Source organism: Lacibacterium aquatile (genome assembly GCF_042683105.1).
In the GTDB taxonomy this organism is placed as follows: domain Bacteria; phylum Pseudomonadota; class Alphaproteobacteria; order Elsterales; family Elsteraceae; genus Lacibacterium; species Lacibacterium aquatile.
Genome location: NZ_JBHUIP010000009.1, coordinates 61,516 through 80,821 on the forward strand (window position 1 = coordinate 61,516; position 19,306 = coordinate 80,821).

At 59.9% G+C, this 19,306-nt stretch carries 21 protein-coding genes; 5 read left to right on the forward strand and 16 right to left on the reverse strand.

What is annotated here, in order from left to right:
• Nucleotides 1-327, forward strand: a complete 327-nt coding sequence (gene cutA / locus ACFSM5_RS09320; RefSeq protein ID WP_379876057.1) for a divalent-cation tolerance protein CutA — start codon at nt 1-3, stop codon at nt 325-327.
• A gap of 77 nt (nt 328-404) precedes the next feature.
• Here cutA and ACFSM5_RS09325 read toward each other — a convergent pair whose 3' ends face one another.
• The 10 genes from ACFSM5_RS09325 to rpiB all read right to left on the reverse strand — a co-directional run bounded on the left by ACFSM5_RS09325 (nt 405) and on the right by rpiB (nt 7,977).
• The gene (locus tag ACFSM5_RS09325) at nt 405-863 is read right to left on the reverse strand and encodes a hypothetical protein (RefSeq protein WP_379876058.1); all 459 of its coding nucleotides are present in this window, start codon (nt 861-863) and stop codon (nt 405-407) included.
• Between the two features lie 24 nt (nt 864-887).
• Complete coding sequence (thiL, locus tag ACFSM5_RS09330; protein WP_379876059.1) at nt 888-1,880, reverse strand: thiamine-phosphate kinase; 993 nt, start codon at nt 1,878-1,880, stop codon at nt 888-890.
• Between the two features lie 14 nt (nt 1,881-1,894).
• Nucleotides 1,895-2,359 (reverse strand): transcription antitermination factor NusB, encoded by a 465-nt coding sequence (gene nusB / locus ACFSM5_RS09335; protein ID WP_379876060.1) that lies wholly within the window; start codon nt 2,357-2,359, stop codon nt 1,895-1,897.
• 5 nt (nt 2,360-2,364) lie between these two features.
• Nucleotides 2,365-2,805, reverse strand: a complete 441-nt coding sequence (locus ACFSM5_RS09340; RefSeq protein ID WP_379876061.1) for a 6,7-dimethyl-8-ribityllumazine synthase — start codon at nt 2,803-2,805, stop codon at nt 2,365-2,367.
• A gap of 13 nt (nt 2,806-2,818) precedes the next feature.
• Entirely contained in the window at nt 2,819-3,940 is a 1,122-nt protein-coding gene (gene ribB / locus ACFSM5_RS09345) for a 3,4-dihydroxy-2-butanone-4-phosphate synthase (protein WP_379876062.1), read from the reverse strand.
• Complete coding sequence (locus ACFSM5_RS09350) at nt 3,937-4,530, reverse strand: riboflavin synthase (RefSeq protein ID WP_379876063.1); 594 nt, start codon at nt 4,528-4,530, stop codon at nt 3,937-3,939. The genes ribB and ACFSM5_RS09350 overlap by 4 nt, the downstream gene beginning before the upstream one ends.
• A 10-nt stretch (nt 4,531-4,540) precedes the next feature.
• Complete coding sequence (gene ribD, locus ACFSM5_RS09355; RefSeq protein WP_379876064.1) at nt 4,541-5,644, reverse strand: bifunctional diaminohydroxyphosphoribosylaminopyrimidine deaminase/5-amino-6-(5-phosphoribosylamino)uracil reductase RibD; 1,104 nt, start codon at nt 5,642-5,644, stop codon at nt 4,541-4,543.
• A 3-nt stretch (nt 5,645-5,647) separates the two neighbouring features.
• The gene (gene nrdR, locus ACFSM5_RS09360; protein WP_379876065.1) at nt 5,648-6,106 is read right to left on the reverse strand and encodes a transcriptional regulator NrdR; all 459 of its coding nucleotides are present in this window, start codon (nt 6,104-6,106) and stop codon (nt 5,648-5,650) included.
• A gap of 57 nt (nt 6,107-6,163) precedes the next feature.
• Nucleotides 6,164-7,444, reverse strand: a complete 1,281-nt coding sequence (gene glyA / locus ACFSM5_RS09365) for a serine hydroxymethyltransferase (RefSeq protein WP_379876066.1) — start codon at nt 7,442-7,444, stop codon at nt 6,164-6,166.
• 71 nt (nt 7,445-7,515) lie between these two features.
• On the reverse strand, nt 7,516-7,977 hold the full coding sequence (rpiB, locus tag ACFSM5_RS09370) for a ribose 5-phosphate isomerase B (RefSeq protein ID WP_379876067.1): 462 nt from the start codon (nt 7,975-7,977) through the stop codon (nt 7,516-7,518).
• Between the two features lie 233 nt (nt 7,978-8,210).
• Here rpiB and ACFSM5_RS09375 point away from each other — a divergent pair, with 233 nt between their 5' ends.
• A complete protein-coding gene (locus ACFSM5_RS09375; RefSeq protein ID WP_379876068.1) occupies nt 8,211-8,672 on the forward strand; it encodes a Ros/MucR family transcriptional regulator in 462 nt (153 codons plus the stop codon).
• A gap of 80 nt (nt 8,673-8,752) precedes the next feature.
• Here ACFSM5_RS09375 and ACFSM5_RS09380 read toward each other — a convergent pair whose 3' ends face one another.
• A complete protein-coding gene (locus ACFSM5_RS09380) occupies nt 8,753-8,944 on the reverse strand; it encodes a DUF6898 family protein (protein ID WP_379876069.1) in 192 nt (63 codons plus the stop codon).
• A 119-nt stretch (nt 8,945-9,063) separates the two neighbouring features.
• Here ACFSM5_RS09380 and ACFSM5_RS09385 point away from each other — a divergent pair, with 119 nt between their 5' ends.
• Entirely contained in the window at nt 9,064-10,245 is a 1,182-nt protein-coding gene (locus ACFSM5_RS09385) for an acyl-CoA dehydrogenase (protein WP_379876070.1), read from the forward strand.
• A 53-nt stretch (nt 10,246-10,298) separates the two neighbouring features.
• Here ACFSM5_RS09385 and ACFSM5_RS09390 read toward each other — a convergent pair whose 3' ends face one another.
• Entirely contained in the window at nt 10,299-10,739 is a 441-nt protein-coding gene (locus ACFSM5_RS09390; protein WP_379876071.1) for a hypothetical protein, read from the reverse strand.
• Between the two features lie 142 nt (nt 10,740-10,881).
• Between ACFSM5_RS09390 and ACFSM5_RS09395 the strand changes: the two genes are divergently transcribed.
• On the forward strand, nt 10,882-11,871 hold the full coding sequence (locus ACFSM5_RS09395) for a magnesium transporter CorA family protein (protein ID WP_379876072.1): 990 nt from the start codon (nt 10,882-10,884) through the stop codon (nt 11,869-11,871).
• A 58-nt stretch (nt 11,872-11,929) separates the two neighbouring features.
• Here ACFSM5_RS09395 and ACFSM5_RS09400 read toward each other — a convergent pair whose 3' ends face one another.
• Complete coding sequence (locus tag ACFSM5_RS09400) at nt 11,930-14,251, reverse strand: transferrin-binding protein-like solute binding protein (RefSeq protein WP_379876073.1); 2,322 nt, start codon at nt 14,249-14,251, stop codon at nt 11,930-11,932.
• A gap of 27 nt (nt 14,252-14,278) precedes the next feature.
• On the reverse strand, nt 14,279-15,610 hold the full coding sequence (locus tag ACFSM5_RS09405; RefSeq protein WP_379876074.1) for a surface lipoprotein assembly modifier: 1,332 nt from the start codon (nt 15,608-15,610) through the stop codon (nt 14,279-14,281).
• A 223-nt stretch (nt 15,611-15,833) separates the two neighbouring features.
• On the opposite strand from ACFSM5_RS09405, the gene ACFSM5_RS09410 reads away from it, so the two are divergent.
• Entirely contained in the window at nt 15,834-16,391 is a 558-nt protein-coding gene (locus tag ACFSM5_RS09410; protein WP_379876075.1) for a hypothetical protein, read from the forward strand.
• A 31-nt stretch (nt 16,392-16,422) separates the two neighbouring features.
• Here ACFSM5_RS09410 and ACFSM5_RS09415 read toward each other — a convergent pair whose 3' ends face one another.
• Both ACFSM5_RS09415 and ACFSM5_RS09420 read right to left on the reverse strand, forming a co-directional pair.
• Complete coding sequence (locus ACFSM5_RS09415) at nt 16,423-16,890, reverse strand: MarR family winged helix-turn-helix transcriptional regulator (RefSeq protein ID WP_379876076.1); 468 nt, start codon at nt 16,888-16,890, stop codon at nt 16,423-16,425.
• Nucleotides 16,891-17,005: 115 nt separating this feature from the next.
• Nucleotides 17,006-19,300 carry a Tex family protein gene (locus tag ACFSM5_RS09420; protein WP_379876077.1) on the reverse strand — a complete coding sequence of 765 codons (2,295 nt, stop codon included), beginning with the start codon at nt 19,298-19,300 and terminating at the stop codon, nt 17,006-17,008.
• Nucleotides 19,301-19,306: the final 6 nt, after the last annotated feature.

Sequence of the window (19,306 nt, forward strand, 5' to 3'; positions counted from 1 at the left end):
ATGGCGCATGACGTTACCCTCATTTATGCCGTGCTGCCCGATGTGGATGCCGCGCGAGCCATCGCCGGAACCCTGGTTGAAGAGCGGCTGATCGCCTGCGCCAATATCCTGCCGGGGACGACGTCTATCTATCGCTGGGAAGGCGAAATCTGCGAAGCGCAGGAAGTGGTCATGATCTGCAAGACCAGCGCGGATCAGGCCGTGGCAGCCCGCGATCGTCTGGCGGCTCTGCATCCCTATGATGTTCCGGCGATTCTGGAGCTGCCGACCAGCGGCGGGCATTTCCCCTTCCAGTCCTGGGTCACCGCCGAGACCGACAACAGCTAATCCTGGGCCAAAAGACAACGCCCTCCCCGAAAGATCGGAAAGGGCGTCGAACAAGCGGCCTGTGTTCCAGCGCGAGCCTAGTCGAACTGCATATCGCGGAACTGGATACGGCGGATAAGCACAGCCTTCACCGGATTGAGACTCGCCTCAGCTTTCGGCGCCAAGAGCTCCTTCGAAGCCAGCATGAGCTGAGTCTTCACATAGGGCTCGTTATCGATATTTTCCGGCCCCGCACGACCGGCCAATGCCGTCAGATATTTATAATAGTCAGCGGCAAGCGCGGTCCGCTGGGCCAGGATCTTACCCATCGGCGTGCCTTCACGGCTTTCAATCGTCAACCAGTAGGTGCGGATTTCGGTCGGCACCCCTTCCTTGATGATCGTGATATTCATCGGCTCAAGATCAAGGAAGGCGGGGTTACCCGATTCATACTGCATTTTTTCGACGTGTTTATAGAGGTACCAGCCGCCTGCGGCACCGCCGCCGATGGCCACCAGACCGAACAGCGTCAAAATCAATCGGACCAGCGCACGCATCGCGTTCTGCTCTCCCTCTACCCACTAGAAATGCCGCCAACCGGTTCTGGTCAACGGGACGACCTGCCCCGATGCGTCCAACACCTGAACGCCTGGAGTTCCGCCAGGAGCAGCGACGCGACCGACTTCTGTCAGCCGAATGCCGATGTCCGCAGCAATCTGACTAATTCTCATACCTTGGTTAGAGCTTGCCGTGAAGACAAGTTCGTAATCATCACCCCCGGTTAGCGCATCTTCTAACCGTGAATGATTAAGTTTCATCGCGCTATTAAAGGCATCCGACAATGGTAAGCGGGCGGCTTCAATGAGGATATCGACGCCGCTACTGGCCGCGATATGACCCAGATCGCCGATCAGCCCGTCGGAAACATCCATCGCGCTGGAGGCTACGCCCCGCAACGCCTGCCCGAGCGCGAGACGCAGCGGCGGCACCCAATGGCGTTCGATCAGCGCGGCCCGGTCATGATCCGGGAGCCCCTCGCCGCCCCCGTCACGGGCCAGCCGAAGACCGACCGCAGCATCGCCCAGCGTGCCGCTGACATAGACGATATCGTCCGGCCGCGCGCCATTGCGGCGCAGAGCACTGCCCTGCGGCACCAGACCAAATGCCGTGATGGAGAAAGTCGGCGGTCCCGGCGTCTTGACGCTGTCCCCGCCGCTCAGACCGATACCGCTTAAGCGCTGAGTTTCCGCCAGCCCGGCAGCGAACCGCCGAAGCCAGGCCAGATCGCACTCCGCCGTCAGTAGCGTCGCGAGGCTATAGGCCAGCGGCGCCGCTCCCATGGCAGCCAGGTCGGACAGGTTTTTACGTAAGGCCTTGGCGGCGATCAGTTCAGGTTCGCCGGGCCACAGGAAATGGACACCCGCCACGAGGGCATCGGTCGTGACCACCAGCTCGAACCCTGGTGGGCATTGCAGCAGGGCTGCGTCGTCCGTCAGCCCCAAGGCGCCGGGGAAATCAGCGGCAAGCGGCGCGAAAATCGCCGCTATCCGCTCGAACTCCCCATCGGCGCTCATTGGGCGGCGCTCCTCTAAGCGCTCTCGCCGAACTCCGTCGCCCGCAGGCGGCGCGCCAGCTTATCCAGCATGCCGTTCACCATGCCCGGCTCGCCGCCGGTGAAGAAGGCGTGGGCGATCTCGACATATTCGTTGATGACCACACGGCTCGGCACCTCGGTCATCGCCAGTAGCTCATAGACCGATACCCGCAGGATCGCGCGCAGAACGCTGTCGATCTTGTCGATGGTCCAACCCGATGCAAGGTTCGGGATGATCATCTCATCGACGTCCGCCCGGCGCTCCTGCGCCCCGTCCACCAGCTTGCCAAAGAGGATCTTGTCAGTCCCCTCCATCAGGTAGTTGCTGGAGAAATCGGCGATCACCCGGATCGTTGCCGAATCCGGATTGATGTCGAGGCTATAGATCGCCTGCACCGCCGCAAGGCGCGCGGCCGACCGGCCGTGATTGGTGCGGGGCTTCTTGGTGTCTTTGCTCATCTAAATCAGCCGATATTGAAGTGGCGGCGCAGCTCGACCATGCGCAGAACGGCATGGGCGACTTCACCGCCCTTGTTTTTCTTGTCGCGCTTGGCACGCGCCCAGGCCTGATCGTCGTTTTCGACGGTCAGCACGCCGAAGCCAACGGCCGCCTTGTGGCGCAGAACGATATCCTGCAGGCCGCGCGCCGCTTCCTCGCAGACATAGTCGTAATGGGTGGTCTCGCCCCGAATGACGCAACCAAGGGCCAGATAGCCATCGTATTTGTTTGGCGCGCCGGTGATCGCGAATTCGATGGCGCCCGGCAGCTCGAAAGCCCCCGGAACGTCCAGACGCTCGTAAGTGGCGCCCGCCTTCTCGATGGCTTCGATGGCACCAAGGGCCAGTTCGTCAGCGATATCGGTATAGAACCGGGCCTCGACAATGAGGATATGGGGCTTCTTCATGGAACGAGGCTTCCTATTCAACCGTCAAAGGGCGCTGGCCTACGACCGAGAGGCCATAGCCGTCAAGCCCCACGATGGATTTTTTCGGCGTATTGGTCAAAAGAACCATCTCCTTGACCCCCAGATCGACCAGAATCTGAGCGCCGACACCATAGTCGCGCAAAGTCTCAGGCCCCGCACCCGTCCCGGCACGGGCCTTCAGACGGTCAGAGAGCGCGGTCGGGCTCGGCTCGCGGATCAGGACCACGACACCGCGGCCTTCCTTGCCGATGGCCTTCATCGCGTCCTGAAGCTCATGCCCATGGCTCGACTGCGCATCGCCCAGCACATCATCCAGAACATTGAGCGCATGCATGCGCACCGGCACCGGCTTGCCGTCCGCGATATCGCCCTTCACCAGGGCGATATGCTCGGCATAACCGACGGTATTGCGATAGACGATCAGATGAAAATCGCCGCCGTTGAGGCTTTGGAATTCCGACTCGGCCATCCGCTCGACCAGCTTGTCGCGGCGGCGGCGCCAGGCGATCAGATCAGCGATGGTGCCGACCTTCAGCCCATGGAACTGGGCGAACTTCAGCAGATCTGGCAGCCGGGCCATGGTGCCGTCGTCATTCATGATCTCGCAGATCACGCCAGCCGGATTGAGGCCCGCCAAGCGCGCCAGATCGACAGCCGCTTCGGTATGGCCCGCGCGTACCAGCACGCCGCCATCGCGGGCAACCAACGGGAAGACATGGCCCGGCGTCACGATATCTTCGCGTGCCTTGGCCGGGTCGATGGCGACCTTGATGGTCTGGGCGCGGTCGGCAGCGGAGATGCCGGTGGTGACACCCTCGCGCGCTTCGATGGAGACGGTAAACGCCGTCTCGTGGCGGGTGCCGTTCTGCTGCGCCATCAGGGGCAGGCCCAGCTTGCCGATGCGCTCGCGGGTCATGGCCAAGCAGATCAGGCCACGGCCGTGCTTGGCCATGAAATTGATGACTTCCGGCGTCGCATGGGAGGCGGGAATGACCAGATCGCCTTCGTTCTCGCGGTCTTCGTCATCCACCAGGATGAACATGCGGCCTGCCTTTGCTTCCTCGATCAGTTCGTCGATGGAGGCGAGGAAGGAGTGATCGGAGACGGTCTTCATTGCACTTCCCTCTGGCGGGCGACATAGCGCGCCATGATATCGATCTCGAAATTCACCCGGCTGCCGACCTGATAGGTGCCGAAACTCGTCACCTCGGCCGTATGCGGGATGATATTGACGCCGAAGCGATTGCCCTCGACCGAATTCACGGTCAGCGACACACCATCCAGGCAGATGGAGCCCTTGGTGGCGATGAATTTGGCGAATTCCGCCGGGACTTCGAAGGTGTGGCGGATGGAGCCTTCTTCGGCATGGCGCTCCACCACGCTCGCAACGGCATCGACATGGCCATAGACCAGATGACCGCCCAGCTCGTCACCCAGGCGCAAGGAGCGCTCGAGATTCAGCAGATCGCCGATTTTCCAGTCACCGACATTGGTCTTGTCGATGGTCTCGTTCGAAATCTGCAGATCGTAACGGTTGGCTTCCTTGGTCACGACCGTCAGGCAGACGCCGTTATGGGCGACCGAAGCGCCGATGGCGATATCATCGAGCGGCATGTCGGTTTCGACCGTCAGGCGCAGATCGCCGCCCACAGGGCGCGTCAGCGCGGCGATGCGGCCGCGATGGGTGATAATTCCGGTAAACATGGGGCGGACCTTAGCGACGAACGGTAAAAACTTCCATTAAGTCATCATCGACCGCACGCCGGTCAGATAAGACAAAACGAGGGGCCTCGCCAAGGTCCTGCAACCCCAGTGAAGCAACGGCGGGTATCCCGTCGCCCCCCACCAGTAATGGCGCGCGGAAAACGACAAGGCGATCCACCAGATCGGAACTCAGAAGGCCCGCTGCAAGACGTCCGCCGCCTTCTGCCAAGACAGAGGTAAGGCCACGCTCGCCCAGAAGCTGCGCCGCTGCGCCCAGATCAAGCGATCCGCCTTCCGTCGGAGGAACCTTAATCACCTCGACACCCGCCTGCTCCAGCGCGGAAATCCTCGCGCTATCGCTGGTTTCAGAGACCAGCCACCAGGTGGGGTGCTTGCGCGCGGTGCGGACGAGTTGCGCGGTAAGCGGTACTGCCATGCGGCTGTCGGCCACGATGCGCACCGGCGAACGATCCGCCAGTCCCGGTAGACGGCAATCGAGCGCCGGATCATCCATCGCCGCCGTCTGACCGCCGACGATGATCCCATCATGCTCGGCCCGCAGCATATGGCCAGCAGCCCGGGCTCCGGGGCCGGTGATCCATTTGCTGGACCCGTTAGCCGTTGCAATCCGCCCATCGAGGGAGATGGCCATCTTCAAGGTAAAGAGAGGCCGCCCTACTTCCTGACGCAGACGGAAACCCGCCTGCTGGGCGCAGGCTTCCTCGGCCCCCAGACCGACCGCCACCTCAATGCCAGCATCCCGAAGCGCCGTAAATCCCCGGCCCGACGTGCGCGGGTCTGGATCCTCGACAGCGCAGACGACACGGGCAATGCCAGCCGCAACCAGCGCCGCGCAGCAGGGGCCGCCGCGAGAACCATGATGGGCGCAGGGTTCGAGGGTGACATAGGCGGTAGCGCCCCGTGCCGCCTCGCCTGCCTGTTCCAGGGCATGAGCTTCGGCATGGGGACGGCCGCCGGGCTGGGTCCAGCCCTGGGCGATCAGGCGCCCATTCTTAACGATGACACAGCCGACGGAAACCGACGGCCACACCCGCCCCTGCCCGCGCCTCGCCAGCGAGAGCGCCTGGGCCATCCAGCGGGCGTCGTCGGCCATGGGTTAATCCTTGTCGACGTTCAACGACTCGACCAGATCTTCGAAGTCCTTCACTTCGCGGAAGTTCTTATAGACCGACGCGAAACGGACATAGGCGACCGGGTCGAGGTTGAAAAGCGCCTCCATGACCTGGGTTCCCACTTCGTCCGAAGAGATTTCAGGCTCACCCGTCGATTCGAGGCGCCGGACGATGCCATTCACGATGCGCTCGATCCGATCCGCATCCACCGGACGCTTGCGGCAGGCGATCTGGATGGAGCGGGCCAGCTTGTCGCGATCGAAAGGCATGCGCTTGCCGGACTTCTTCACCACGGTCAGCTCGCGCAGCTGCACGCGCTCGAACGTGGTGAAGCGAGACCCGCAGGCGGGGCAGAAGCGGCGACGGCGGATTGCCGCATTGTCGTCCGTCGGCCGTGAATCCTTCACTTGCGTGTCATCATGACCGCAAAACGGACACCGCATTCTGCCTCTCCTTAACTGATTGAACCGTCAGTTTTCTTCGTTACGAGTAGGTTTCGGTTACGCGTAGATCGGGAATTTATCGCACAACGCCTTAACCTTGGCACGTACCTCGGCTTCGACGGTAGCATTCCCTTCAGGACCATTGGCAGCCAGACCGTCGAGAACGTCGCCGATCAGGTTGCCGATCTGGACGAATTCGGCGACACCGAACCCACGGGTCGTGCCAGCCGGAGTGCCCAGACGGATGCCCGAGGTGATCATCGGCTTTTCATTGTCGAACGGAATGCCGTTCTTGTTGCAGGTGATACCCGCCAGCTCCAGGTGATGTTCGACGGCCTTGCCGGTCAGGCCCTTCGGACGCAGGTCAACCAGCATCAGATGGCTGTCGGTACCGCCAGAAACGATGTTGACGCCCCGCTTCATCAGCGTATCGGCTAGCGCGCGGGCATTGTCGACAACCTGCTTGGCGTAAAGCTTGAAGTCCGGACGCAGCGCTTCGCCGAACGCAACGGCCTTGGCGGCGATGACATGCATCAGCGGACCGCCCTGCAGACCGGGGAACACGGCCGAGTTGATCTTCTTGCCGAGTTCCGGATCGTTCGAAAGGATCATGCCGCCACGCGGACCGCGCAGGGTCTTATGGGTGGTGGTGGTGACCACATGGGCATGGGGAACCGGGTTCGGATAGACACCACCGGCAACCAGACCGGCGTAATGGGCCATGTCGACCATCAGCAGCGAACCGACGCTGTCGGCAACTTTGCGCAGGCGTGCCCAGTCGATGGTACGGCTATAGGCGGAACCGCCACCGATCATCAGCTTGGGCTTATGAGTGTTGGCCAGCTCTTCGACTTCATCATAATCGATCAGCTGGTCCTGAGTGCGAACCTTGTAACCGACCGGCTTGAACCACTTGCCCGACTGATTGACCGGCGCACCGTGGGTCAGATGGCCGCCGCAGGCCAGATCCATGCCCAGGAAGGTATCGCCCGGCTGCATCAGTGCGAAGAAGACCGCTTGGTTTGCCTGCGCGCCCGAATGGGGCTGCACATTGGCATAGGTCGCGCCGAACAGCTCGCACGCGCGGTCCTGAGCCAGCTTTTCGGTGACGTCGACGAACTCGCAGCCGCCGTAATAGCGGCGACCGGGATAGCCTTCGGCATATTTATTGGTCAGGACCGAGCCCTGGGCTTCCAGAACCGCGCGGCTGACGATGTTTTCCGACGCGATCAGCTCGATCTGATCCTTCTGGCGGACCAGTTCGTGCTGGATCGATGCGTTCAGCGCCGGATCGGCGTCGGCAAGGGACTGCGAGAAGAAAGTGCTGGGCGTGCTCATGGGCGGACCTCGGTAACTGGCCCACCGGTCATCCCCGGCAGGCATAGGATGCGAAGGGGGAAGGCGACGGTTCAGCAGGCCGGCGGATTGCTCAGCTTGTCGACCCGGCGCTCATGGCGGCCGCCCTCGAAGGCAGTCGCCAGAAAGACATTGAGACATTCCTTGGCGAGCTCGGGCCCGATCAGGCGCGCTCCAAAGGCAATGACATTGGCATTGTTATGTTCGCGGCATAGGCGCGCCGACAGCGGCTCCGATACCAGCGCGCAGCGGATATGGGCATGGCGATTGGCAGCAATCGAAATCCCGATACCGGATCCGCACAGCAAAACGCCCCGATCTGCCTGACCATCGGCCAGAGCTTTAGCCAGAGCATTGCCGAAATCCGGGTAATCGACCGATGCGGGACCGTTGGTTCCTAGATCCAGGACGGTAAAACCCTGCCCTTCCAAGTGCTCCTTTAAAAGCGCCTTTAATTCGAAGGCACCGTGATCTCCAGCAATGGCGATCGTATTCTGAGGGGCGTTTTCGGGCATTCCACTGTCCCTAGCGGTCTGAAGGCGGCCGCACCATACCATATGTCCTCTGGCGGTCAAACATTGCGACGGCAAAGCTGCTGTGCACGGATTATGCATCGATTTTATTGATTACTAGGTTTTATCACACGAACATTCTCGCAAGACATCGACAATTCTATTTACAAGTCGATCCTAGTGCGGTTAATAGAATTTTAGGGTCTTCCCAATCAATTGAAGGTGCTTATAGCGCTATGAACGAAGAAAAATCCGCCCGCCCTGTAGGTCATGTCGAATTGCTGGATATGACTGCGAAGGTTGCCTCTGCTTATCTAAGCAAGAATGATGTACCGGCGAGCACGATCACGGATGTTATCAACACCGTTTATGTTTCTCTGAAAGAACTGGGAACTCCGCAGCCGGAAATCATCGTTGAGCCACAACGCCCGGCGGTTCCGGTGAAGAAGTCGGTATTCCCCGATTACATCGTTTGCCTCGAAGACGGCAAGAAGCTGAAGATGCTGAAGCGTCATCTGCGCACGATGTACAATATGACGCCCGAGGATTACCGCTCGAAGTGGAACCTTGGTCCTGATTATCCCATGGTTGCGCCGAACTATGCTGCGCAGCGTTCTGAATTCGCCAAGCAGATCGGTCTGGGTCGTGCCTCCGCGAAGGACCGTCCGCGCCGTGGCCGCCGTGGCGGCAACGACTAACCGTCGTTTTCAGGGTAAGCGGAACGCGAAACGCCGGGCAGATGCCCGGCGTTTTTCTTTCATTATTTATGGGCGTAAAATTAAGCCTTAAGTCCTTTAAGCCTCTGTTCAAGGCGTCGGACGGCCGTGCGGGTCAACATGGCATCCGCCCCCTGCGACGGACCGCTGACACTGACCTCGATGCCGGTATCGGGATCGACGGCCGTTGCCTTGGCAAAGGCGCCGATCCGGATGATTTCTATGATGTACCCTTCGGGTGAAGCTCGTCTCATAAGGTCGATTTAACGTAGCGTTGCTGTTGCACGCAAGACGGTTTGGCCGTAGCGTCGGTCAAGACGAAATGCTTTAGGCTTAAAACATCAAAGCCACCAAGGGACCTGGGAGAGAGACGTTGAGCAAATTCGCTTTTGATTGGTCGGACGCTTTCCTGCTGGAGGATCAGCTTACGGACGAGGAGCGCATGATCCGCGATGCGGCGCGCGACTATAGCCAGGACAAGCTGGCGACCCGCGTCCAGGAAGCCTTCCGGAACGAACATTTCCATCGCGAGATCATGTCCGAGATGGGCGAGTTGGGTCTGCTGGGCCCCACCATCGACGGGTATGGCTGCGCCGGCGTCGGCTATGTCGCCTATGGCCTTGTCGCGCGCGAAGTAGAACGTGTGGACAGCGGCTATCGCTCGGCCATGAGCGTGCAGTCCAGCCTGGTCATGCATCCGATCCATGCCTATGGCAGCGAAGAACAGCGTCAGAAGTATCTACCCGGCCTTGCCAAGGGCGAGCTGGTCGGCTGCTTCGGCCTGACCGAACCCGACCATGGCTCCGACCCCGGCAGCATGGCGACCCGCGCTAAGAAGGTGCCGGGCGGCTATTCGCTGTCGGGCGCCAAGATGTGGATCACCAACTCCCCCATCGCCGATGTCTTCATCGTCTGGGGCAAGACCGAAGATGGCGTGATCCGCGGCTTCATCCTCGATAAGGGCATGAAGGGCCTCAGCGCGCCGAAGATCGAAGGCAAATTCTCGCTGCGCGCGTCGATCACCGGCGAAATCGTCATGGATGAGGTCTTCGTCCCCGAAGAGAATATGCTGCCGAACGTCAAAGGCCTCGGCGGTCCGTTCGGTTGCCTGAACAATGCCCGTTACGGTATTGCCTGGGGCGCCATGGGCGCGGCCGAGTTCTGCTGGCAGACGGCCCGCCAATATACCTTGGACCGCAAGCAGTTCGGCCGTCCCCTCGCCGCCAATCAGCTGATCCAGAAGAAGCTGGCCGATATGCAGACCGAAATCACCCTCGGCCTCCAGGCGGCATTGCGCGTCGGCCGCCTGAAGGATGACGGCAAATGGGCGCCGGAAATGATCAGCCTCATTAAGCGCAACAACTGCGGCAAGGCCCTCGATATCGCCCGCGTCGCCCGCGATATGCTGGGTGGCAATGGTGTATCGGACGAGTTCCAGGTCATCCGCCACGTCCTGAACCTCGAAGCCGTGAATACCTATGAAGGCACCCACGATATCCACGCCCTAATCCTGGGTCGCGCCCAGACAGGACTTCAGGCCTTCACCGGGGCGTAAAACAAAGGGCGGCATCTAGCGATGCCGCCCTTTTCTTCAATACGGCCAGGCGCTTACTCAGCCGGGCAGCTCAAGGTAGCGCGAACCTGATTGAGGATTGTCTCGCTGTACATCTTGCCAGCGCAGGACTGCTGATAGCGGGCGATGCGGTCGTTATAAGACGACACCGACTGCTGATATTCTGGGAGAACCTCGCGATCCAGGCGCTCAGCCTCGGCGTCGCGGGTTTCAAGCGACATGCGGAAGCTTTCAACCGCAGCCGGATCATTCGTATTGACCGTCGAGCGCTGGCCATCGAGGCGCGCCGTCATTTCGGCCAGTTGCTGGCGCTTCAGATCATAGGCACGCTGCAAAGCCGTCATCTCGTCACGCTTGCGCGCGATACCTTCTTCGAGGCAAAGGCAGGTACGGGTGCCTTCGGGGGTTCCGAGGTCCTGGGCGGAAGCGCTGGTTGCTGCGACGATAACGATCAGGGGTATCAAAGACTTCCACATTGGACTTAACTCCATTTATGATCTTGGGCGAGCGCCTTTGCCGATACCATAAATCCATTGCGATTATGGCGTCGTGAAGGCACCTTGCCGGGGCTCCTCAATGCCTGGGCCAAGCCCAGGCTTTTGCCGAAGAGGTTAACCGATGCTCACCCTGTATGTCGCGACCGAACAAGCGGTCGAGAAGCAGACTGTCGAGCGTCTGGCTTTGGGCAGCCAGCCCGGCGAGATTCCACCCGCCGTCTGGTACGATCTGCTGGACCCGACACCGCAGGAAGTCGCCCGCGTTCAGCGGGCGCTGGGCATTGAGTTGCCGTCGCGCGAAGACATGCAGGAGATCGAGGTCTCCAGCCGCCTCTATGAAGAAGACGGCGCAATCTTTATGACCGCGACCATCATGACCAAATTCGATAGCGGTCGGCCGGAGACCCATGCGATCACCTTCATCATGGCGCCCCAAGCCCTGGTGACCGTGCGCTATGCCGATCCCCTGCCCTTCATCATGTACGCCAACCGGGTTCAACGCTCTCCGCAGCTCGCCAGCAGCCCGGACATGATCTGGATCGGCCTGATCGAAACCATCGTCGACCGCATCGCCGACGTTCTGGAGCGCCTGGGCGCCGATATCGAGCGCGTCGGCCTCAATGTCTTCGACCGCACCGACGAGCGCAAGCGCCAGGGTCAAGCGCTGGAACAGGCGCTGTCCAGTATCGGTAGCGCCGGTACGATCGTCTCGGGCATTACGGAATCGCTGATGACCCTGAACCGGGCCGTCACTTTTGCGGGGAACGCGCCGACCGAGTGGCTGCGGGCGGGCTCCAAACAACATATGAAGGGGCTGACCCGCGATATCAAATCGCTGCAGGACCATGCCGCCTTTCTGGCCCAGAAAACCGCCTTCCTGCTCGATGCCACCCTGGGCCTCATCAATATCGAGCAGAACGTCATCATCAAGATCTTCACCGTCGCCTCGGTCGGCTTCCTGCCTCCGACACTGATCGCGTCGATCTATGGGATGAATTTCGCCAAGATGCCCGAGTTGGAATGGGCTTTCGGCTATCCGCTCGCCATCGGGCTGATGGTCATGTCGGCGGTCGTGCCGTTCCTCTATTTCAAGCGCAAGGGCTGGCTCTAGAAAACAAAAGGCCCGCAGGTTTGATCTGCGGGCCTTTCTATTGCCTCGAAGGAGCAGCCTACTTCATTTTGCCCAGGAAAACGCCGGTCCCGAATTTCTGCGAGGCGACCGACGCCGAAGACCCGCCCGATTGCGCGAAGCTGAAGTGACCAGCGGTCTCGGCAGCCTTCGGACCGAAGAAGCCACCCTTCACCGCCAACCCTGAACTCACACCGGCAACCGTCTGGTTCTTCTGGCCAGTATAGGTGCCAGTGCTGGAACTGCCTGTGACCGAGGTGCTGAGGTTGACGCCGTCGAAGTCCTTAAGAGCGAAAGTCCCCTTGCGCGTGCCGAAGTTGTAATCGACCTGCGCCCCGCCGACAGCGACATATTGGTTGCGACCGGCAGAATTGATGGTCTGGACGGTCCCGATTGCCTGCCCGACATAGCTCGCCGAACCGGAGCGCGGCACATCGGCAGCCGACAGCATGTCACCGGCAACCCAGGTTCCAAGATGGACTGCTTCGGTGCTGATATATCCACCCGACCCAGGGACGACGAACTGCCCGCCCCACCAACCCCACTGGACGTATTCACACGCGCAGGTCTGAACGCTACTGGGGGTGATGTTGGAAATGTCGGTCAAGCCGCCCGAAATCATATAGGTCGCGGCATAGTCCATCTGGACTTTTTCGCCTTCGACTTCGTAATAGGAACGTTGGGTATATCCAGACGACGACGAGCTGGAATAGGTTATGCCGTTCGCTGCGGCAAAGCGTTTGTCGTCGATGAAACCTGGACCGCCGCTGATGCTGCTGCCCTCGGTGGTCGGCCCGAAGGACAGATGCACCTTCTGGCTGCCGTTTCCATCATAGGTCGGCGCCTCGAAGCCGAACTCGCCGGTTACCCGTCCAAGTTCGGCGTTGGTCGTGATGGCGACGCTATCTGAGACCATGGGGATATTGCCGTAGGGCATCAGTGAGCCTAGGCCCGTGGCAAAGCCATTGATGGTCCGGCTGGTGCGCGTTGCCGAGCCGGTGCTCTCCGTGTTGCGGGTAAGCTCGTGTTTGAACTTATAGCCCTTCTCGTAACGGCTGTTGGTCTCATAGTCGTAATAGGTGCCGAAAACATAGGCATCATGATCGTAGCGTTCGCCGCCGCTGCCGGTAATCTGCTTATTGTCCAGGGTCAGCTTGTCCGGGAAGCCACTGCCATCGGCCAGCGTCGGATCATTCGGCAGCGTGTTCGTCAGCCCGCCGCTCAGGATATACGGATAGCCGTCGTTGCCGCCCAACATGGCGCCGCCACGAAGCGCGCCATTCACTTCAACAATGCCGCCGCCGTTGTATTCACCGACATAGAGAGCAGCGAGCGAGATGATCGATTTCTGGCTAGCGCCTGTCCCGCTGATGCCGAAATTCACCTGCAGACCACCGGTATTGATGTATCGGCCCTCGGCATCTTTATCGCCGATCTTGGTGGACGGCTGATAGAAATAGACCGGCGACGAGGAGGCGAAGTCGAAGCTTTCCCCATCAATGGTCGGCACGAACGCCAGCTTGGTCCCGAGGGATGCATCGGTCGCAAAATTATAGACGACGAGACCGTTGCTGCCGGTATTCGAGCGCTGCTGGCTGATCTCGCGCGTATTGACGTTCGCCGGCGTGGTCACCACGGGAACTTCCGCAAGAATCTGGCCCTGCGAGCTGCTCAGACCGCCTTCAAGCCCGACATCGGTAACCGCACCGTTACCGCCACCCTCGAACTGCGCCTTCTGAGCACGGATTTCATTGGCCGACAGACGACGTGGCGGTTCGAAGTTGCCGCCGGGTAGCATACGGGCCGCAAAACCAGGGCGAGTCAGCTCAAGGGATTGGCCGTTCTGGTTGGTCAGAGTGAGGCTGCGGCCGAACATGAAAGCCGCATCGACACTGCCATCACCGCCAATCGTAAAGCTGCCGATACCGCCGCGGATACCAATGGTCCCGATAGGCGTCTTGATGGTGACCGGCTCATCCTTGGACAGCTTCCCGCCGACAAAGCGGAAAGCCCCCTTCGTAACGGACATCGCCAGCGTGCCTTTTTCCGCAACCGGATCATAGACCAACTCATCCAGCACCATGGAGCCATTGGGCCCCATGGTGAAAGCCGTCCCGTCCAGGAAGACCAGCTGAATCTGGCCATCGGCGGGCGTGTCGACTTTTTCATTCTGGAACACATCCACCCCGACTTGCAGCTGGCGGGGCGGAGCAATGCGCGGCGTGCCGTTAGCCGTGGTCACAGCCATCGTAGTTCCGGCCTGACTTTCGCCCGCAGGAAGCGGCACGCGAGGGGCAGCGGTCTGGGCAAGGGCAGTCCCGGCCAAAAGAACCGTGAGCAGCGAAACGGGAACGAGCCTCATGTGACTTCCTCCGCAAACATCGTGCGCTTAAAAGCGGTAGCTGGTCGCCAGGGTGACCGCGAAATCTTTGTACTCATAGTTCGGCAGGTTCGAGGTCGTGTTCGTGTACCTCATGTCGAGAACGCCGGCCCAACCTTCGCGCAAAGGCACCTGAAGGCTGCCACCAAGGAACCATTCGCGGTCGCGACGGCGCTCAGTCGGATCGATTGTCGCATCGGGAGCATCATATCGCCGTCCCGTGACGCCCAACTGAAGCGCCGTCGTCCAGGCCTGACGATTAAATTCCCAAGGGGCAGGCCATTGACGGCTGTAGGTAAAGGTCGCCCCGACCTCTCCATACCGTTCATAGTCGGCATCGGCGTTGTTGCTCTCAAGCTCGATCTCGCCACGGATCATATCCGTGGGGGTGAGAATGACGCTGAGACCGGTTTTGAGATTGACGACTTCGCCATCCCTTTCATCAAGGGCTGCCCGCAGACTGCTGGACATATAATCCACCGAGCGAAGCTCCAGGGTGGCATCCAGCATGGCGTCGGATGCAAGGCGGATCTGGCCGCTGACCCCGCCCCCAAAACCGGACGAATATGGGTTGTCGCCAACGGAGATATATGACCCCAGCACATAGGGCCGGATGCTGCCCATGGCCTTGTCGGCCGGCGCGAAGAAATAGCGTGGGCCAAAGTCGATTTCAGCCGCCGTCACCGACAGCTCCGTCAAGGTCATCTGACGGCCAACATAGAGATTGGCATTGCTTTCCAGCAGCAGGCCGCTCTGAAGGCCAGGATCATAGTTGGCTGCCAGATTGGCGGCAGTGAAGATCGAGAAGTCGCTTTTAGACTGTCCGCCGCCGCTGATGGTCGCGGGTAAGCCGAAGATCTCTACACGATCGCCGACCGGACCGGCATTTGCGTTGGTCTGATATCGAACACCGCCGGAAACCTGGCCTCGGATCGTAAACGACCGGCTACCTTCATCGATACCAGCCAGGAATTCTTCCGCCCGTGCCTTGACTTCATCAGGAACACCAGGTGTCGCAAGCGCTTCCTCGAAATAGCTCCGGGCCAGTTCGTACGAGCCAAGGCGATAGTACAAAGAGCCAAGCTCCAACCTAACGCGCGGAAGATTTCTGTTATAAATAAGCATTCTTTCGAGGGCGCCGATGGCCCCCTCGTAATCACCGCCATCCGCTGCGATACGCGCGAACGAGAACATCTTATCCATATTACCGGGATCCGAGATCATTTCTTGGAAAGCCCGGTCGTAATCAGTTTTCAACGCAGGATTTACTCCCTGGGCACAAGACGCACCAGAGAGCAAAAGGACAGAAACCAAGGACACAGCATAGACGGAGTGCTTCATTCTCTCGGTTCTCTTGAATGGTTTATTGCTTCCGCCTTTAACCAACTGCCATAAGCATGAACCGAATGTCAAACTTGAATAAAATTTTTAGAATTTTCCTTATGCCTCTGCCGAAAACTATATGCTTACCAATATTATCAATTTTAGAGATCGAGAATAGGAGCTGGTCCCTGAGCCTGATCTGCGCATAGAATTTGATGAGTGTGTCCAGAAAGGTCTGAGCATGAAGTCAGCAGCTTATCTCCTCTTCACTTCCTTGATCCTTTCGGGATCAGCAGCCTCGGCTCAGGACTTCGATATCAAAGCTTTCTTTGCAAAAGCTGATAGCGTTGGTCGGGTCGGCCTGGCACAGAAAACCCGGCCAGTCTATGCCCGGCCCGCGACCCCTGGAGAGATCGTCGTCACGATCCTTCCCGACGATGGGGTGGAGACCAAAAGCAAACCCGCTGAAGCCGGTGATATGTCGGTCAACAACCGTTGCTCGGCCGACGATAAATCCGAATATCTAGTGAAAGCCGCCCAATTTCCCAAGCGCTATAGCGAACCCCTCAGCGCCGCCGACGACAAGGGCTGGCGCCAATATCGGCCGCTGGGTGTATCCATGCGCTATGTGGTGATGAAAGCCGACGAAGGCCCCTGGACCTTCAAGGCTCCCTGGGGTGAGGCCATGATCGCCAAACCGGGCGACACCATCGTGCAGGATCCGAACAATCCGGCAGACACCTATCGGGTGGCCAAATCAGCCTTTGACTGCACCTACGAGATTACGAAAACCCCATAAAGAAAAAGCCCGGAATTCCCGGGCTTTTTCTTTAGAACATCCCCTGACTGCGGATGCCGTAATCCAGCATGGAGATAAGGAAACGCTCCAGCCTGCGATAGACGTTGCTAGCGTTTGCCATCTCTTCTTGCGACATGCCGCCAGACAGCGCCGTCAGTTGCTTATCGAACATCGCTTCCATGCGATTGCAGAGATCGAGCCCCTTGGCCGTCAGCTTCACCCGGATCGAACGGCGATCATGGGTCGAGCGTTCCTGCACGATGAAACCATTCTCAACCATCTTGCGAACATTATAAGAAACGTTCGACCCCAGGTAGTATCCTCTGTTGGTCAATTCGCCGACCGTGAGTTCCTCTCGGCCAATATTATAGAGGATGAAGGCCTGGACGTTGTTGATGTCCTCCATCCCAAGCCGATCCAACTCCGCCTTCACCAATTCCAGAAACTGCCTGTGCAGTCGTTCGGTCAGGCGAATGGCGTCGAGGTAGGTCTCCTTCACTGGGGGGATCTCCGGCGATATCGTTTATTGGTTATTAATAGGCTCGCGTATACTTCCCTAGAATCTAACGATTTTGCAAGTGCGGCTAACGTATCCGCACAAGAAAACCGTCATATCAGCGCTGTTTCAAGCCAGCTCTGGCTAGAGCAGCGGCCATTGCCCCGCCTCCACCATCAGAAGACCCAGATACCGCGCCCTTGAAAGCTTTATGATCGGACCTGGATGCAACCTGCTGTTGACGCGGCGCAGGGGCCTGATCGCCCATTTTCATGGTCAGCGCGATACGCTTACGCGGCAGGTCGACTTCCAGCACCTTGACCTTCACGACCTGCCCAGGCTTCACCACCTCGCGGGGATCCTTCACGAACTTATCGGCCAGGGCAGAGATATGGACCAGCCCGTCCTGGTGGACACCGATATCGACAAAGGCGCCAAAGTTAGTGACGTTGGTGACCGCCCCTTCCAGGATCATGCCCGGCTTCAGGTCCTTCATTTCCTGAACGCTGTCGTCGAACTTCGCTTGGCGGAACTCCGGACGCGGATCGTTGCCCGGCTTTTCCAGTTCTTTCAGGATGTCCTTCACCGTCGGAACGCCGAAAGTATCATCGGTGAAATCAGCCGGGTTGAGGCGGCGAAGGGTCACACCATCACCGATCACGTCCGCCATTGCCTTGCCCGTCGCCTTCAGGATGCGGCGCACCACCGGATAGGCTTCCGGATGAACAGTGGAGGCATCGAGCGGATCGTCGCCATTTGGCACCCGCAAGAAGCCCGCCGCCTGTTCGAAGGCCTTGGGGCCAAGGCGTGAGACGTCTTTAAGCTGGTTACGGTTCTTGAAGGCGCCATTGGCATCGCGCCAGGCGACGATATTGCGCGCCAGCGCTTCGGAAAGGCCCGAGACACGGGTCAACAGCGGCACCGACGCCGTGTTGAGATCGACACCAACCGCGTTCACGCAGTCTTCCACCACGGCATCCAGGGTTCGGCCCAGTTTGTTTTCCGACAGGTCGTGCTGATACTGGCCAACACCGATAGACTTCGGATCGATCTTCACCAGTTCAGCCAGCGGATCCTGCAGGCGACGGCCAATGGAAACTGCACCGCGCAGCGACACATCGACATCCGGGAATTCCTGGGCCGCAAAGGCCGACGCCGAATAGATCGAGGCGCCTGCTTCCGACACCACCACGCGGGTGAGGCCCAGTTCGGGATATTTCGTCGACAGCTCACCCGCCAGCTTCTCCGTCTCGCGGCTGGCCGTGCCATTGCCGATGGAGATCAGCTCCAGCTTATGTTTGCGGCAGAGCGAGGCGAGCTGCATCAGCGCATCGTCCCAGCGGCGCTGCGGTTCGTGCGGATAGATCACGGCGGTATCGACCAGCTTGCCGGTGGCATCGATGGCTGCGACCTTCACGCCGGTGCGGAAACCAGGGTCGAGCGCTAGCGTCGCGCGCTGACCGGCCGGGGCTGCCAACAGCAGATCGCGCAGATTACCCGCGAAGACCTTGATCGCCTCTTCCTCGGCTGCATCGAACAGGCGGCCCAGCAGATCAATCTCGATATGAATCGACAGCTTCGTGCGCCAGCACCAGCGGCAGACATCCAGTAGCCACTTATCGCCCGGCCGACCGCGATCCGCGATGCCGTTATGGGCAGCGATACGCAGTTCAGGCGTCGTGGTCGTATCTTCAGGCAGGGCAAGGTTGAGCGTCAGCACCTCTTCCTTACGGCCCCGGAACAGGGCGAGCGCACGGTGAGAGGGGATCTTGGCGATGCCTTCGGCATGTTCGAAATAGTCGCGGAACTTGGCGCCGCTTTCCTGCTTGCCCTCGACCACAGCGGCCTTCAGCACGCCCTGTGTCCAGAGGTTGTCGCGCAATTGACCGACCAGTGTCGCGTCTTCGGCGAACCGCTCCACGAGAATCGAGCGGGCGCCATCCAGAGCGGCCTTTACGTCGGCAACCTGCTTTTCAGCATCGACATAGGCAGCGGCAGCCTGTTCCGGCACCAGCGTCGGATCGGCCAGCAGCGCATCCGCCAGCGGCTCCAACCCGGCCTCGCGGGCGATCTGCCCCTTGGTGCGGCGCTTCTGCTTATAGGGCAGATAGAGATCTTCCAGGCGGGCCTTGCTGTCGGCGGCCAGCAGGTCCGACTTCAGCTCGGGCGTCATCTTGCCCTGCTCTTCCACGCTGGAAATGATTGCCGCCCGGCGCTCTTCCATCTCGCGCAGATAGCGCAGACGCTCTTCCAGCGTGCGCAGCTGCGTGTCGTCCAGTCCGCCGGTCGCTTCCTTGCGATAACGGGCAATGAACGGAACGGTCGAGCCTTCGTCCAGCATCTTGACGGTCGCCACCACCTGTTCGGTGCGGGCGCTGAGTTCCTGGGCGATACGGGCTTCGATGGACAGCATGGCAAT

Coding starts and splice junctions, on each gene's coding strand:
- cutA (WP_379876057.1), top strand. CDS start 1: ATGGCGCATGACGTTACCCTCATTTATGCCGTGCTGCCCGATGTGGAT.
- ACFSM5_RS09325 (WP_379876058.1), bottom strand. CDS start 863: ATGCGTGCGCTGGTCCGATTGATTTTGACGCTGTTCGGTCTGGTGGCC.
- thiL (WP_379876059.1), bottom strand. CDS start 1,880: ATGAGCGCCGATGGGGAGTTCGAGCGGATAGCGGCGATTTTCGCGCCG.
- nusB (WP_379876060.1), bottom strand. CDS start 2,359: ATGAGCAAAGACACCAAGAAGCCCCGCACCAATCACGGCCGGTCGGCC.
- ACFSM5_RS09340 (WP_379876061.1), bottom strand. CDS start 2,805: ATGAAGAAGCCCCATATCCTCATTGTCGAGGCCCGGTTCTATACCGAT.
- ribB (WP_379876062.1), bottom strand. CDS start 3,940: ATGAAGACCGTCTCCGATCACTCCTTCCTCGCCTCCATCGACGAACTG.
- ACFSM5_RS09350 (WP_379876063.1), bottom strand. CDS start 4,530: ATGTTTACCGGAATTATCACCCATCGCGGCCGCATCGCCGCGCTGACG.
- ribD (WP_379876064.1), bottom strand. CDS start 5,644: ATGGCCGACGACGCCCGCTGGATGGCCCAGGCGCTCTCGCTGGCGAGG.
- nrdR (WP_379876065.1), bottom strand. CDS start 6,106: ATGCGGTGTCCGTTTTGCGGTCATGATGACACGCAAGTGAAGGATTCA.
- glyA (WP_379876066.1), bottom strand. CDS start 7,444: ATGAGCACGCCCAGCACTTTCTTCTCGCAGTCCCTTGCCGACGCCGAT.
- rpiB (WP_379876067.1), bottom strand. CDS start 7,977: ATGCCCGAAAACGCCCCTCAGAATACGATCGCCATTGCTGGAGATCAC.
- ACFSM5_RS09375 (WP_379876068.1), top strand. CDS start 8,211: ATGAACGAAGAAAAATCCGCCCGCCCTGTAGGTCATGTCGAATTGCTG.
- ACFSM5_RS09380 (WP_379876069.1), bottom strand. CDS start 8,944: ATGAGACGAGCTTCACCCGAAGGGTACATCATAGAAATCATCCGGATC.
- ACFSM5_RS09390 (WP_379876071.1), bottom strand. CDS start 10,739: ATGTGGAAGTCTTTGATACCCCTGATCGTTATCGTCGCAGCAACCAGC.
- ACFSM5_RS09395 (WP_379876072.1), top strand. CDS start 10,882: ATGCTCACCCTGTATGTCGCGACCGAACAAGCGGTCGAGAAGCAGACT.
- ACFSM5_RS09400 (WP_379876073.1), bottom strand. CDS start 14,251: ATGAGGCTCGTTCCCGTTTCGCTGCTCACGGTTCTTTTGGCCGGGACT.
- ACFSM5_RS09405 (WP_379876074.1), bottom strand. CDS start 15,610: ATGAAGCACTCCGTCTATGCTGTGTCCTTGGTTTCTGTCCTTTTGCTC.
- ACFSM5_RS09410 (WP_379876075.1), top strand. CDS start 15,834: ATGAAGTCAGCAGCTTATCTCCTCTTCACTTCCTTGATCCTTTCGGGA.
- ACFSM5_RS09420 (WP_379876077.1), bottom strand. CDS start 19,300: ATGCTGTCCATCGAAGCCCGTATCGCCCAGGAACTCAGCGCCCGCACC.